We start from the raw sequence: 14,968 nt of genomic DNA on the forward strand, positions 1-14,968 counted from the left end.
CACCCGCCCCTGCCCTGGCTCAGTCGAACCCAAGCTCCTGCAGCTTGCGCGTGATGGTATTGCGCCCGATCCCGAGCCGGGTCGCCGCCTCGACGCGGCGCCCGCGCGTGACACCCAGCGCGGCCTCCAGCACGGCCTTCTCGAAGCGGCGCGTCAGCACATCCATGACCTCCGGCTGGCCGGCTTCGAGCATTGCCCGTGCTTCGCCGGCGAGCAGGCTTTCCCAGCCGGCCGAGGCCAGGGCCGGGACCACCGTCGCCACGGACGCGGGCCGGACTGCGGTGGCCGTGTCGGCCTCTGCCACCGTCGTCGCGTAGCCGCCGTAGTCGGCCAGGTCAGGCGCGCTTTCATACTCGGGCGCGCGCGCTTCGGCAACGCGCTCGGGCCGCGGCGCATTGACCGGCTCGCTGGTGCCGGCTTCCAGCATCTCGCGCGGCAGGTCCTTGACCTCGATGGTCTGGGCCGGCGCCATCACGGTCAGCCAGTTGCACAGGTTCTCCAGCTGGCGCACGTTGCCGGGGAATGGCAGCGTGCTGACATAGGCCAGCGCTTCGTCGGACATGCGCTTGGGCTCGACGCCCAGTTCCTTGGCGCTCTTCTGCAGGAAATGACGCGCCAGCAGCGTGATGTCCTCCGGGCGTTCGCGCAGCGGCGGCAGGCGCAGCCGGATCACGTTCAGGCGGTGGAACAAGTCCTCGCGGAACAGCCCTTCCTTGACGCGCAGCTCCAGGTTCTGGTGGGTGGCGGCAATCACGCGCACATTGGCGCGCAAGGGGTTGTGGCCGCCGACACGATAGAAGTTGCCATCGGACAGCACGCGCAGCAGGCGTGTCTGCAGGTCGAACGGCATGTCGCCGATTTCGTCGAGGAACAGCGTGCCGCCCTCGGCCTGCTCGAAGCGGCCGCGCCGCATGGTCTGCGCACCGGTGAAGGCGCCGCGCTCATGGCCGAACAGTTCGGATTCGAGCAGGTCCTTGGGGATGGCTGCGGTATTGAGCGCGATAAAGGGCCCGTTGGCACGCGGGCTGTGCTTGTGCAGCGCGCGTGCGACCAGCTCCTTGCCGGTGCCAGACTCGCCGGTGATCATCACCGTCACGTTGGACTGCGAGAGCCGGCCGATGGCGCGGAACACGTCCTGCATCGCCGGCGCCTGGCCGAGGATCTCGGGCGCATCGACGAGGCGGTCGTCCAGTTCTTCCTCGCGCAGGCTTTCTTCCAGCGCGCGGCGGATCAGCTCAACCGCCTTGTCGACATCGAAGGGCTTGGCCAGGTATTCGAAGGCACCGCCCTGGAACGCGGCCACGGCGCTGTCCAGGTCAGAGTAGGCCGTCATCACGATGACCGGCAGGCCCGGATGCCGCGCCTTGATGGCCTGCAGCAGGTCCAGGCCCGATCCGCCGGGCATGCGGATATCCGATATCAGCACCTGGGGCTGGTCTTCTTCCAGCGCGGCCAGCGCATCCCGCACATTGGTGAAGCTGCGCGAGAGCAGGCTTTCACGGGCCAGGGCCTTTTCCAGGACCCAGCGGATTGATTGATCGTCGTCGACTATCCAGATCGGCTTCATGTGCGTCGCTTGTCTGCTCGGTGTCATTTGGTCTTCCGCATGCCCGGCCACGGCGGATGCACCATCGCTCGCGGACGGCAGCAAAAGCTAGTGCAGCGGCAGCAGGATGCGGAAGTCGGTACAGCCCGGCCTGCTCTCGCATTCGATCAAGCCCTCGTGCTGCTGCACGAAGGTTTGAGCGAGTGTGAGACCGAGTCCGCTGCCGCCATCCCTGCCCGATACCAGCGGATAGAAGATGCGTTCGCGGATGTCTTCGGAAATTCCCGGGCCGTTGTCGATGACATGCAAGTCCAATGCCAGCTTGAACAAGCGCTTGGCAATCGTGACCTGGCGCGCCACGCGCGTGCGCAGCACGATCTGTGCATCGCCGCGCGCCATGCGGTCGGCCAGCGCCTGCGCGGCGTTGTGCACGATGTTGAGCACGGCCTGGATCAGTTGCTCCATGTCGCCCTGCAGCTCGGGCAGGCTGGCGTCGTAGTCGCGCACGATCTCCAGCCCGTTGGGGAACTCCGCCAGCACCACCGAGCGCACGCGCTCCAGCACTTCGTGGATATTCAGGCTGGACACGATATGCGGATGCCGGTGCGGCTCCAGCAGCCGGTCCACCAGCGTCTGCAGCCGGTCCGATTCCTTGATGATGACCTGCGTGTATTCGCGCAGCGAGCGCTCCGGCAGCTCGAACTCCAGCAGCTGCGCCGCGCCGCGAATGCCGCCCAGCGGGTTCTTGATTTCGTGGGCCAGGTTGCGGATCAGTTCCTTGTTGGCCGAGGTCAGGTCCAGGATGCGTTCTTCGCGTTCGCTGCGCACCTTCTGTTCATTGGGCAGGATTTCCACCACCACGGTGTCGCCGACCGCTTCCAGCGCGGAGATCACCACGTGCACATGGGCCGGCTCCTGCAGCGGCGGGTGCAGGATCAGGTCCTGCCGGCGCACGTCGAACTGCCGCGTGACCACGGTGTCGATCATGCTGTGCAGCTCATCGGAACGCCCGAACAGGTCAGGCAGCGTCAGCTCCACCATGCCCTTGCGCGACACGCCGAAGGTGGCTTCAGCGGCCGGGTTCGCAAAGACGACGCGCAGCCCCGGCTGCTGCACCAGCAGCACCGGGTTGGCCACTACGTCCAGGCCGGCATGGAACGCCACGGCGCCCATGGTCAGCACCTGGGCGCTGCCTTCGGCCGGCGCCGCATCAGCCGCCGGCGATTCGCCACGGGCGCCGTCGGCACCGCTGGCCTTGCGCGACACTCCGCGAATCAGGCGACGCATAAGACTAGTCCTTCAAATTGCCAAGCTCGCGCCGCAGCGACGCCGCATTGGCCTCGCTGCGGGCGATGTCGTCGCGCAGCGCTGCCGTGCGATCGAGGTATTTCTGATAGTTGCGCTCATTGCCCTGGCGCTCCGGCTGGCCGTTGTTGTACTCGGCACGCAGCGCCTGCAGCTTGGCCTCTTCGGCCTGCAGCTCCTGCGAGAGCACCGCGCGGCGCTCACCGTCGCGGCTCTTCTGCGTGGCACTGTCCACGCGCGGGAAGCTGGTGCCGCCAGCCGCCGCGCCGGCGGTGCTGCCAGCGCCCTTGGCCGGCGCAGCGGTACGCCCGCCCGGGACCGTCACCACCTCCGGCAGGTTCAGCTTCTTGCAGCCCTTGCCCGCGTTGCCATTGCGATACTCGGGCACGCCATTGGGCCCGGTGCAGACATAGACGTCCGAGGACTGCGCGGAAGACTGCCCGGCCCACGCGCCCAGCGTCAGCGCCACGGCACTCACCAGAACAGGGAATCCGAGACGAAATTGGTGCAGAGATCGGGGCAAGGTCAGGGTCCGGCGGGCCGTGCGTGAAGAGGCGTCCATGAACATGGCGTTAGGTTTGAACGGGATGGAACACGATTCCCCATTCTAGCGAGCAAAGCAAAAAGGGACAGCCGAAGCCGCCCCTTTCTGGTGCAACTGTTGCCCGGCCACAACCTGCGTCATTCCCGGGCAAAGGCCGCTTACAGCGAGTAGTACATTTCGAACTCGACCGGGTGCGTGGTCATGCGGAAACGCGTGACTTCTTCCATCTTCAGTTCGATGTAGGCATCGATCATCGAGTTCGAGAACACGCCGCCGCGGGTCAGGAACTCGCGGTCGTTGTCCAGGTACTCCAGCGCCTGGTCCAGGCTCGAGCACACGGTCGGGATCTTTGCATCCTCTTCCGGCGGCAGGTCGTACAGGTTCTTGTCGGCAGCTTCGCCCGGGTGGATCTTGTTCATCACGCCATCCAGGCCGGCCATCAGCAGCGCCGAGAAGCCCAGGTACGGGTTCATCAGCGGATCCGGGAAGCGGGTCTCGATGCGGCGGCCCTTCGGGTTGGCCACATACGGGATGCGGATCGAAGCCGAGCGGTTGCGGGCCGAGTAGGCCAGCTTCACCGGAGCTTCGAAGCCCGGCACCAGGCGCTTGTACGAGTTCGTGCCCGGGTTGGTGATGGCATTCAGGGCACGGGCGTGCTTGATGATGCCGCCGATGTAGTACAGCGCGAATTCCGACAGGCCGGCGTAGCCGTTGCCCGCGAACAGGTTCTGGCCGTCCTTCCACACGGACTGGTGCACGTGCATGCCCGAACCGTTGTCGCCAACGATCGGCTTCGGCATGAAGGTGGCGGTCTTGCCGTAGGTGTGGGCGACGTTCTGGATCACGTACTTCTGCATCTGGGTCCAGTCGGCGCGCTGCACCAGCGTGCTGAAGCGGGTGCCGATTTCGTTCTGGCCCTGACCAGCCACTTCGTGGTGGTGGACTTCAACGGGGATGCCCAGCGATTCCAGGATCAGGCACATTTCCGAACGCATGTCCTGGAAGGTGTCGATCGGGGCGACCGGGAAGTAGCCGCCCTTCTTGCCCGGACGGTGGCCGCTGTTGCCGTGCTCGAATTCCTTGGCCGACGACCACGGGGCTTCTTCGGAATGGATCTTCACGAAGCAGCCTTGCATGTCGACGTTCCAGGTCACGCCGTCGAAGATGAAAAACTCGGGCTCCGGACCAAAGAAAGCGGTGTCGCCCAGGCCGGTGCTCTTCAGGTAGGCTTCGGCGCGCTTGGCGATGGAACGCGGGTCGCGGTCATAGCCCTTGCCGTCCGACGGCTCGACCACGTCGCAGGACAGCACCAGCGTCGGCTCTTCGTAGAACGGGTCGATGTGCGCGGTGTTCGAATCCGGCATCAGCAGCATGTCTGAAGCTTCGATACCCTTCCAGCCGGCGATCGACGAACCGTCGAAGGCGTGGCCGCTTTCGAACTTGTCTTCATCGAAGTGCGACACGGGCACGGACACGTGTTGCTCCTTGCCTTTGGTATCGGTGAAACGGAAATCGACGAACTTGACGTCGTTTTCCTTCACCAGCTTCATCACGTCTGCAACGCTGTGGGCCATGCCAATCTCCTGGATATTCGGCGGAAGTCTGAGAAAGCCAATTCTTGGGCCTGTCGTCACCGGCGCCGATGCATGCTCTGCCGCGCCGTCCCGACCAGCCACGAAAGGACGAAGAATGTTAGCAGAAAGCGTGCCATGCGAACGCCCCACCGCCACCGGCAGCCCGAAAAAAGTGCAACGTCGGCGAACCGCGCACCGCGGCGGCGTAAGCGAAGCAGCGGCTCGGCTGCCGAGTGGCGCACCGGTTACACGCATTCCGGCGTAGCGCCTCCTAATAAAACACCACAATGGTGCATTCAGCAAGGCGTCGCACTTGAACAGTGCGGATGCACCAAAATGAGTCACCCGACGCCCCAACAGCAGTCAATGAGGCTTCGAATCGGCCCGGCGCTATAGAATAGTGCGTTGCGGCTTTGCCGCCTCCAATTCCATTCCTCAAATTTGTCACGCAGATGACCACCCGAGACGATCTCCTCCAGGCCGCCCGCCAGCGCCAGCAACAGAACCAGCTCCCGTATTTTGGCGCGCTGTCGCCGCAGGAAGCCTTTGCGCTGCTGCAGAACGATCCTTCCGCCGTGCTGGTCGACGTGCGCACCCAGGCCGAACTGGACTGGGTCGGCGGCGTTGACGTGCCGGATGCGCAGTTCGCCCATGTCGAATGGATGTCCTATCCGGGCGGTGCGCAGAATGCCCGCTTTGTCGAAGAGCTGAGGGCACGCGTGCCGGCCGACGTGCCGGTGCTGTTCCTGTGCCGCAGCGCGGCGCGCTCCAAGCACGCCGCGCGCGTGGCCACCGAAGCCGGCTACCACTTCGCCATGGACGTGCTGGAAGGCTTCGAGGGCAACCGCGACGACCACCACCACCGCAAGACTGTTGAAGGCTGGTGCGTGCGCGGACTGCCGTGGCACGGCGCCTGATCGCGGTCGGGCCAGAATGAGAGAAGGGGCAGCCAAGGCTGCCCCTTCTTCTTGCGACCCGTGCCGCCTTAAGCCTGCGCCGCTTCGCGCGGCGGCTGCTCCACGATCTCGAACCCCATCGCCTGCACGCCTGCGAGCAGCATCGCATAGGCCGGTGCCAGCAGATCGGCCGGGCCCTTGACCCCCAGGTCGATATGGCGGCGCGCGAAGCGGTCGCCGCGCTGCACGTCGCCGACCGAGGGCAGGCTGAACACGCGGATGCCCGGATGCGCCGCTTCGACCTTCTCCATCAGCGGCGTCAGCGTGGACTCCGGCGCCTCGAACACGTAGAAGGCCCGCTCCTGCTGCTGCACCTGGTGGAACAGGTGCGCATAGTCGTGGTCCAGCACCCATTCCATCATCGGCCATGCCATCACCGGGAATCCCGGCATGAAGTGGTGGTGACCGACCGAAAAGCCCGGGATGCGGTTGTAGCTGTTGGGAATGATGCGCGCGCCCTTGGGGAACTCGCCCATTTTGAAGCGGTGCTGGTTTTCCGGCTGATTCAGGTCGGCCTTGACCGGGTCGCCGCCGGCGGTCTCGGCAATGCGCAGCGCAATCAGTTCGCGCGCCTCGGGATGCAGCACCAGCGGCACGCCCAGCGCGGCGGCCACGCACTGGCGGGTGTGATCGTCCGGCGTGGCGCCGATGCCGCCGGTGCAGAACACCACGTCCGGGCCGGCCAGCGTGCGCCGCAGCGTGGCGGTGATGCGGGCTCGGTCATCGCCGACGTATTCGGCCCAGTCCAGCGCCAGCCCGCGCGCGCCCAGCAGTTCGATGGTGCGGCGCAGATGCTTGTCTTCACGCCGCCCCGACAGGATCTCGTCGCCAATGACGATCAGGCCAAAACCCATATTGCCCTCGCTTCAGGAATTTTCGATGCGGCGCACGTCGCTCGGCGCCAGGTCGATGACGTCGCCGTCAAGCGCCGGCTGGTCCGGCTGATGCGCCGGCGGCTGGGCCGGCACCGCCGCGCGCTCGGCCCGCAGCTGCGCCAGCGCGCGCAGGCAGAAGTGGCCGAACCACAGCGCCGAGAAGATAAAGATCAGCACATACAGCCACAGCGTGCCGGCCAGCACGAACGGAAACAGGAAGATCACCGCCGCCGACGACACCCACAGCAGCGTCGGCGCCGAGCCCAGCAGCCCCACCGCCACCCCGATCACCAGCAGCGGCGTGCGGTGGCGGCGCACCAGCGTCTTGCGCTCTTCGGCGCTGGCGTGGTCGGCGAGCGCGTCATACGTCATCACGCGGTAGGTCAGCCAGCCCCACAGCACCGGCGGGATCAGCGCAAAGAACGGCGGGATCAGCCACAGCGGCAGCGTCACCAGCACCAGCACCAGGAACACCAGCGTGCTGCCCAGCGACTGGAACACGCTGCCCAGGATGCTGCCGCCATGGGCCTTGGCCAGGTCCGGGTAGCTGCGCTCCAGGTGGCGCACCACCGCCGGCACCGAGAACACGCCGATAAACATCAGCATCGAGGCAATCACCAGCGGGATTGCCAGTGCCGCCACGAACAGCGGCGCCACGATGGTGCGCATCGATTGCAGGCCGAACCAGTCGAGCGCGCTGTAGATCCAGCTGGTCAGGATGGAGGTCTCCAGGAAGCTGCGCGTGGCGCCCATGATGGGGTCCCAGCCCCACCAGAGCAGACCGCCCCACAGCAGCGTGGCCAGGACGAAAGGCAGCACGGTCAGCATCAGCATGCGGGGATGCAGCTGGCTGACCAGCGCGCGGCCAAACGAGCGGAAGATATCGTTCATGCAGTCGAAGGCAGACAGGAGGAAAGGCGCCGGGCGCGGCAGAAGTCCGACTGGGCCGGACCGGCGGCAACCCGGAACACTAGCATACGCCGCTTGCCGCCGCGGCGCGCCGTGTTGCGCCGCGGGTGGAGGACTACCTCCAGACCCGCCGTTTCAGCGCAGCCGCAGCAGCCGCTTGATGCCGTACCACTGGTGCGCCAGGAAGCCCGCGCCGTAGTCGTGGCCCTTGCCCAGCGGCGGCGGCAGCTGGTCGCGGATGCCGGTCGGGTGGTAGGTCTCGGTGAAGACCGCGGTGCCGAGCAGCATGTCCCACCACGGGAAGATCACGCCGTAGTTGCAGCCGCCCAGCTTGGCCGGTGCGCCGTCGGCCTCATGGCCGATGCCCACGGCGTGGTGGGTGCGATGAAAGCGCGGCGAGATCAGCAGCCGCTCGCCGATGGCGCCGAAGTGCAGTCGCACGTTGGCATGCTGCAGGCTCTGCAGCAACTGCGACAACGCCACCAGCAGCACGTACTGCGACGGCTCCACGCCCACGCCCAGCGCCACCAGCGCGAACACCAGATCGCGCAGCATGTCGTCCAGCAGGTGGTTGCGGTTGTCGCTCCACAGCGTCATCTGGCGCTGGCTGTGGTGCACCGCATGCAGATGCCACCACCAGCGGAACGAATGCGACAGCCGGTGGTACCAGTAGTCGAGGAAGTCGAACAGCAGCAGGTAGACAAAGAAGCTGACCAGCGGCACCGAGGTCACGCCCGGCCACCAGTCTTCCACATTGATGCGGTGCCAGCCCATCAGCCGCAGGTCGCCTTCCAGGGCGTCGGTCAGCGGCGCGAGCAGGAAGAACATGGCCAGCCGGAACAGCCCGAGCCGGTGGATCACCGTGTAGAAGATATCGGTGCGGATGCCGGCGCGGTCGGATACCGGCTCGACCGGGCGCCATTTCTCCAGCGGCCCCAGGATCAATGCCATCACCACGATCTGCACCAGGCCCACCAGCAGCCACTCGGTGCCGGTGAAGGCTTCCTCGGCATAGCGGCCAAACCCGAGGTCGTAGACCACGGGCAGCACCACGTCCTGGAACAGCGTGCCCTCGACCTGGCCGATCCAGCCGTTCAGCGTCTCCCACATCAGCGCCTGCCCTCCTTTTGCCCGACTGGCTGCGGCCTGGCGATCCAGTCGCGGTAGGCCGGGTGCTCGCGCAGCGTCGCGAAACAGAATCCCTTGCGCTCAAGGCCGGCGAGCAGCGGCTCCAGCACGCCGGGCGCCCACGGATCCTTGCGCGACCAGATGCCCAGGTGCGCCATGGTGATATCGCCGTCGCGCAGGTTGGCCAGCGCGCGTTCCAGCAGCGCCGCGTTGGGATAGCGGTCGGACGACAGCTCGTCGCCCAGGAACCCGGCCGGCGCCCAGCCGACGTGGCGGAAGCCGCACTGCTCGGCCCATTGCACCGTCTGCGGGGCGGTGCGCCCGCCCGGGGCGCGCCACAGCGGCACCATGGCGGCGCCGGTCATGCCGTGGAAGGCGTCGGCGCTGCGCCGCAGCTCCTGGCAGAATCCGGCCGCGTCCATGACCATGTCCTTGCCCGCCTGCGTGCCGAACTGCGGCCTCATGGTCACATGCCCGGCGTGCACGCTGCGCAGGTAGACATGGTCGAAGGTATGCGTGCCAAAGGCGTGGCCGTCGGCCACCAGTGACTTCCAGTACGGCGCCCAGGATGGGTCCAGCGAACTGTCCTGGCGCACGGTCGGCTCATTGGCCAGGAAGAAGGTGGCGCGGATATGGTGGCGGCGCAGCGTATCGGCGATCAACTGCGCCTGGCTCATGCTGCCGGTGTCGAAGGTCAGGTAAAGCGTGCCGGCCGGGCACGCCTTGGCGCCAGGCTTGGGCACGTCAGCCGCCTGCAGCGCCGACGGCAGGACGCAGGCAAGCGCCAGCGCAGCCAGCAGCCTGCCCAGCCGTCCGGATCGCGATGCCCTGGTATCGTCCATGGTCCCTGCCCTGCCCGGTCAATACAGCGGCGCGCGAGTGCGGAAATAGATGCCGTGCGGCGAGCGCCCGACGCGCACGGTCTTGACCAGCTTGCGGCTGGCCACGTCGACCAGGCCGACCGAGCGCGCCCAGCGGAAGGTGACCCACAGCGTCTTGCCGTCGGCGGTCAGCTCCATGTCGTCCGGGCCCGGCGGCAGGCCGGTGATGTCGCCGACCTTGGCCAGCGTCTGCTGGTCGATGATGCTGATGCTGCTCGTGACCCGGTTGCTGAGGAACAGGTGGCGCTTGTCGCCGACCGCGCGGAAGTTGTGCGCGCCCTTGCCGGTCTGGATCTGCTTGACCACCGTGCGCGTGCGCCAGTCGATCACGGCCACGTAATCAGCCCCGGTCATGCCGACCAGCAGGTATTTCTGGTCCGGCGTGACCCAGATGCCCGCCGGCGCCGAGCCGGTTTCCATGCGCCACATCACGTTCTGCGTGACCAGGTCGATGGCTGCCACCTCATTGGAGTCCTGCAGCGTGATGAAGGCGATGCGGCTGTCGGCGGTAAAGGCGATATGGCTGGGGGTCTTGGCCAGCGGGAACTGTTTGGCCAGCTTCAGCGCCTTGCCGTCCCAGCGGTAGAGGTCGACACGGTCGAGCCGGTTGCCGGTGGCGACAAACCACTTCTGGTCCGGCGAGAAGCCGATCTGGTACGGGTCGTCGACATTGGGCACGCGCTGCTGGACCTTGCCCGAGACCGGGTCCAGGAACACCAGGTCGTTGCCGACCGCGTTGGCAACGATCAGCGACTTGTCGTCCGGCGTTGCGATCAGGTGGTGCGGTTCCTTGCCGATCGGGAAGGTCTCCAGCACCTTCTGGGTATTCTTGTCGATTAGCGTGACGGTTGCATCACCTGAATTCAGGATCACCACCACTTCCGCCGATGCCGGTGCGGCCAGCAGGCCCAGCGCCAGGGCGCCCACCGTGAAACCACCAGCTACAACACGACGCAATGCGAACCGCAGCGCAAACATAAGACCCGCCAGAAGAAGACTGAACCGGCGATTCTAACGGTTGAGCACGAAAATCCGCTGACGCCGCGGCCGAACTCGATCAAGATTTTGGCAGATTGTTGCGCCGGAGCGACCATTTGCGGTTCGCCCCGGCATTGCGCCCCGCGCCGGCGCTCAGCGCTGCATCGATTCCCACACTTTCTGCAGCCGCTTGACCGACATCGGCACCGGTGTGCGCAGCTCCTGGGCGAACAGCGCGATGCGCAGCTCCTCCAGCATCCAGCGGAATTCCTCCAGCCGCGCGTCCTCGCCGCCGCGGCCCTGAGTGCGCAGCTGCTTTTCGGCCCGCTGCCACTGCTGCACCAGCGGCGCCATCTCCTGCGTGCGCTGGGTGTCGCGCGCCGGGTCGCCCTTGAGCTTGTCCACCCGCATGGCGATGCCCTTCAGGTAGCGCGGGAAATGGACCAGTTGCGTGTATGGGGTCTCGTCGACAAAGCGCTTGCCCATCAGCCGCCCGAGCTGCGCTTCCATGTCCGCATGGGGCCCGGCGAACGGCTTGGCCTGCAGCAGCTTGCGCGGCAGTCCGGCGTACTCGGCCAGGATGGTCCCCACCAGCCGCGCGATCTCCTGCGCCAGCAGCGACAGCCGGGTGCGGCCCTCATCCTTGCGTGCATTGAACTCGGCCTCGTTGCGCGGCAGCGGCGCCTGCATGCAGGCACGCTCCAGCGCCAGCATCACGACCTGTTCGCGCAGCATCTCCTGCGTGCCCAGCGTCATGTACTGCATCGCCATCTGCTGCAGGCCCGGGATGTTCTTCTCGATGAACTTGACCTGCTCGCGCAGCTGCAGCGCAAACAGCCGGCGCAGCCCCAGGTGGTGGACGCGGGCGGCTTCCTGCGGGTCGTCGAAGACTTCCACGTCGCAGTGCGTGCCGCGATCGACCAGCGCGGGGTAGCCGAACAGGGTCTGGCTGCCCTTGCGGATCTCCAGCAGCTCGGGCAGCTCACCGAAGGTCCAGCCGGTCAGTCCCTCGTACTTGCCGGGCTCGGCCGCGGCCAGCGGCGCCGCCTGCTCCGGGGCCTGGGTTGCCGCCTGTGCCGCGGCTTGCGCGGCCACCCGCTGGAACGACTGCTGCGCCTGCCCGCCCAGCTCGGCGCGCAGCTGGGCCAGGTTGCGGCCCATCTCAAGCTGGCGGCCGTGCTCGTCGACCACCTTGAAGTTCATCGTATGGTGCGCGGGCAGCGTTTCCAGCTTGAAGTCGGCGCGCTTGACCATGGTGCCGGTCTGCTCGCGGATATCGGCAATCAGCACGTCCAGCAGCTCGCCCTCGCCAAGCGGCTGGCGCGCGACAAAGGCCGCGGCATATTCCGGCAGCGGCACGCAGTGGCGGCGCAGCTTCTGCGGCAGCGACTTGAGCAGCAGGTGCACCTTCTCCTTGATCATGCCCGGCACCAGCCAGTCGGCACGCTCCTGGCGCACCTGGTTGAGTGCGTACAGCGGCACGGTCAGGGTCACGCCGTCGCGGTGGCTGCCTGGCTCGAAGTGGTAGGTCAGCCCCATGTCCACCCCGGCCACGTTCATGGCCTTGGGGAACAGGTCGGTGGTGATGCCGGCCGCCTCGTGCCGCATCAGCTCGTCGCGGTTCAGGTACAGCAGCTTGCGGTCCTTGCCGCTCTCTGCCTGGTACCACTGCTCGAAGCTGGCCTGCTGGCAGATGTCGGCGGGAATCGCGCGATCGTAGAAGGCGTAGATCAGTTCGTCGTCGACCAGCACGTCCTGGCGGCGCGACTTGTGCTCCAGGTTCTCGATCTCGCGCACCAGGCGCTGGTTGTGCGCGTAGAACGGCAGGCGCGTGTCGAACTCGCCCTCGACCAGCGCACGGCGGATAAAGATCTCGCGCGCTTCCTGCGGGTTCATCGGGCCGTAGTGCACGCGCCGGTGCTGGTAGACCACCAGCCCGTACAGCGTGGCGCGCTCCAGCGCCAGCACCTGGCCCGCCTTCTTTTCCCAGTGCGGATCGCTCCAGCTGACCTTGAGCAGGTGACGGCCCACCTGTTCCAGCCACTCCGGCTCGATGCGCGCCAGCGTGCGCGCGAACAGCCGGCTGGTCTCGACCAGCTCGGCCGCGACGATCCAGCGCCCGACCTTGCGCGCGATCAGCGAGCCCGGCCACAGGTGGAACTTGATGCCGCGCGCGCCCAGGTATTCGCGGCCCTTGCCGTCGCCATCCTCGATGCGGCAGCCGACATTGCCCAGCAGGCCGGTCAGCAGCGCCTTGTGCACCTGCTCATAGGTGGGCTCGCTGTCGTTCAGGCGCCAGCCCTGCTCGGTCACCGTGGTCAGCAGTTGCGAATGCACGTCGCGCCACTCGCGCAGCCGCAGGTGCGACAGGAAGTGGGCGCGGCACTGGTCCTGCAGCTGGCGGTTGGACTTCTTGTGCGCGACCGCGTCCTCGAACCACTTCCACAGCCTGACCCAGCCCAGGAACTCGGACTTCTCGTCCATGAACTTGCGGTGCGCCTGGTCGGCGGCTTCCTGCGCCTCCTGCGGGCGGTCGCGCGGGTCCTGCACCGACAGCGCGCTGGCGATGACCAGCACCTCGCGCAGGCAGTGATGCTCGCGCGCGGCCAGGATCATGCGCGCCACGCGCGGGTCCAGCGGCAGCTTGGCCAGCTGGCGCCCGGTGCCGGTAAGCTGGTTGGCGTCGTCGACCGCGCCCAGTTCCTGCAGCAGCTGGTAGCCGTCGGCAACGGCGCGGCCCAGCGGCGGCTCGATAAACGGGAACGACTCGATCTCGGTCAGCCGCAGCGCCTTCATGCGCAGGATCACCGCGGCCAGCGACGAGCGCAGGATCTCGGGGTCGGTAAAGCGCGGCCGGCCGGCGAAATCGGACTCCTCATACAGCCGGATGCACACGCCGTTGGCAACCCGGCCGCAACGGCCAGCGCGCTGGTTGGCAGCGGCCTGCGAGATCGACTCGACCTGCAGTTGCTCGACCTTGTTGCGGTACGAGTAGCGCTTGACCCGCGCCAGCCCGGTATCGACCACGTAGCGGATGCCCGGCACCGTCAGCGAGGTTTCGGCGACGTTGGTCGCCAGCACGATGCGCCGCGCGTTGGACGGCTTGAACACCCGCTCCTGCTCCTGCACCGACAGCCGCGCAAACAGCGGCAGGATCTCGGTATGCGGCGGGTGGTGCTTGCGCAGCGCCTCGGCGGCTTCGCGGATCTCGCGCTCGCCGGGCAGGAACACCAGCACATCGCCCGGGCCGACGCGGCACACCTCGTCGACCGCCTCGACAATGCCGTCGTACAGGTCGCGCTCGCGCGCCTGCGGGCTGCGCGGCGCGCCCGCGGGCACGTCCTCGGTGATCGGACGGTAGCGCACTTCCACCGGGTACAGGCGGCCGCTGACCTCGATCACCGGCGCCGGCTTGTCGCCCGAGGCGAAATGCTGGGCAAAGCGCTGGGCATCGATGGTGGCCGAGGTGATGATCACCTTCAGGTCCGGGCGCTTCGGCAGGATCTGGCGCAGGTAGCCGATCAGGAAGTCGATGTTCAGGCTGCGCTCGTGCGCCTCATCGATGATCAGCGTGTCGTAGGCGCGCAGCAGCGGATCGTTCTGAGTCTCGGCCAGCAGGATGCCGTCGGTCATCAGCTTGACCGACGCCCCCGACGACATGGTGTCGTTGAAACGCACCTGGTAGCCCACGTGCTCGCCCAGCGGCGTGCCGATCTCCTGCGCAATGCGTTTGGCGGTCGAGGTGGCGGCGATGCGCCGCGGCTGGGTGTGGCCGATCAGCCCCCCACCCTCGCGCCCCGGGCCGCGCCCGATCGACAGGCAGATCTTGGGCAGCTGGGTGGTCTTGCCCGAGCCGGTCTCGCCCGAGACGATCACCACCTGGTTGGCCAGCAGCGCCGCGGCGATCTCGTCGCGGCGGCCGGAGACCGGCAGGGCCTCCGGGAAGGTGATGGGCGGCAGCGGGTTGACCGGCCTTGGCGCACGCGCCTCGCGGGGACCGCGTGACGGGCGCTGCCCGGCTTCACCGGCCGGCCGGGCAGCGGCTGGCTGCGCACGGACTTCCGGCTTCCTGGCCGGGCCTGGGGCCGGCCAGGGCTGGGTTGGGGAGGCAGGCTGAGCGGCACCGGCGCGCTGGCGCGGCGCGGCGGGTGGTTTAGGCTTGACGGGGCGTTGTTCTGACATTGGCCGGGATTATAATCCGCGGGATGAACGCCAGAACCGACGCGCCGCAGACGGCGCCTGCCTCCTCACCCGCCGCCCCCGTGCCGGCGC

At 67.2% G+C, this 14,968-nt stretch carries 11 protein-coding genes; 1 reads left to right on the forward strand and 10 read right to left on the reverse strand.

Features of this window, described 5'->3' with window-relative positions; genetic code table 11:
• Nucleotides 1-19: 19 nt before the first annotated feature.
• The 4 genes from ntrC to AC3WRI_RS15175 all read right to left on the reverse strand — a co-directional run bounded on the left by ntrC (nucleotide 20) and on the right by AC3WRI_RS15175 (nucleotide 4,969).
• On the reverse strand, nucleotides 20-1,567 hold the full coding sequence (gene ntrC, locus AC3WRI_RS15160; RefSeq protein WP_011615612.1) for a nitrogen regulation protein NR(I): 1,548 nt from the start codon (nucleotides 1,565-1,567) through the stop codon (nucleotides 20-22).
• A gap of 87 nt (nucleotides 1,568-1,654) precedes the next feature.
• Complete coding sequence (glnL, locus tag AC3WRI_RS15165; RefSeq protein WP_010809456.1) at nucleotides 1,655-2,833, reverse strand: nitrogen regulation protein NR(II); 1,179 nt, start codon at nucleotides 2,831-2,833, stop codon at nucleotides 1,655-1,657.
• Between the two features lie 4 nt (nucleotides 2,834-2,837).
• Complete coding sequence (locus AC3WRI_RS15170) at nucleotides 2,838-3,413, reverse strand: hypothetical protein (RefSeq protein WP_011615613.1); 576 nt, start codon at nucleotides 3,411-3,413, stop codon at nucleotides 2,838-2,840.
• A 140-nt stretch (nucleotides 3,414-3,553) separates the two neighbouring features.
• Nucleotides 3,554-4,969, reverse strand: a complete 1,416-nt coding sequence (locus tag AC3WRI_RS15175; RefSeq protein ID WP_010809454.1) for a 3-hydroxylaminophenol mutase — start codon at nucleotides 4,967-4,969, stop codon at nucleotides 3,554-3,556.
• A gap of 452 nt (nucleotides 4,970-5,421) precedes the next feature.
• Here AC3WRI_RS15175 and AC3WRI_RS15180 point away from each other — a divergent pair, with 452 nt between their 5' ends.
• Nucleotides 5,422-5,886, forward strand: coding sequence for a rhodanese-like domain-containing protein (locus AC3WRI_RS15180; RefSeq protein WP_010809453.1), 465 nt, complete (start codon nucleotides 5,422-5,424; stop codon nucleotides 5,884-5,886).
• Between the two features lie 68 nt (nucleotides 5,887-5,954).
• On the opposite strand, the gene AC3WRI_RS15185 is transcribed toward AC3WRI_RS15180, so the two are convergent.
• The 6 genes from AC3WRI_RS15185 to hrpA form a co-directional block, all read right to left on the reverse strand.
• Nucleotides 5,955-6,779 carry a competence/damage-inducible protein A gene (locus AC3WRI_RS15185; RefSeq protein WP_011615614.1) on the reverse strand — a complete coding sequence of 275 codons (825 nt, stop codon included), beginning with the start codon at nucleotides 6,777-6,779 and terminating at the stop codon, nucleotides 5,955-5,957.
• A gap of 12 nt (nucleotides 6,780-6,791) precedes the next feature.
• A complete protein-coding gene (locus AC3WRI_RS15190; RefSeq protein ID WP_010809451.1) occupies nucleotides 6,792-7,691 on the reverse strand; it encodes an EI24 domain-containing protein in 900 nt (299 codons plus the stop codon).
• Nucleotides 7,692-7,844: 153 nt separating this feature from the next.
• On the reverse strand, nucleotides 7,845-8,819 hold the full coding sequence (locus tag AC3WRI_RS15195; protein ID WP_011615615.1) for a sterol desaturase family protein: 975 nt from the start codon (nucleotides 8,817-8,819) through the stop codon (nucleotides 7,845-7,847).
• Nucleotides 8,819-9,679, reverse strand: coding sequence for a polysaccharide deacetylase family protein (locus tag AC3WRI_RS15200; RefSeq protein ID WP_011615616.1), 861 nt, complete (start codon nucleotides 9,677-9,679; stop codon nucleotides 8,819-8,821). Before AC3WRI_RS15200 ends, AC3WRI_RS15195 begins: the two co-directional genes overlap by 1 nt.
• A gap of 18 nt (nucleotides 9,680-9,697) precedes the next feature.
• Nucleotides 9,698-10,696: a YVTN family beta-propeller repeat protein gene (locus AC3WRI_RS15205; protein WP_011615617.1), complete on the reverse strand. Its 999-nt coding sequence runs from the start codon at nucleotides 10,694-10,696 to the stop codon at nucleotides 9,698-9,700.
• Between the two features lie 153 nt (nucleotides 10,697-10,849).
• Nucleotides 10,850-14,878 carry an ATP-dependent RNA helicase HrpA gene (gene hrpA, locus AC3WRI_RS15210; protein WP_492293488.1) on the reverse strand — a complete coding sequence of 1,343 codons (4,029 nt, stop codon included), beginning with the start codon at nucleotides 14,876-14,878 and terminating at the stop codon, nucleotides 10,850-10,852.
• Nucleotides 14,879-14,968: the final 90 nt, after the last annotated feature.

The sequence above is a fragment of the Cupriavidus sp. FW305-27 genome (assembly GCF_058787995.1).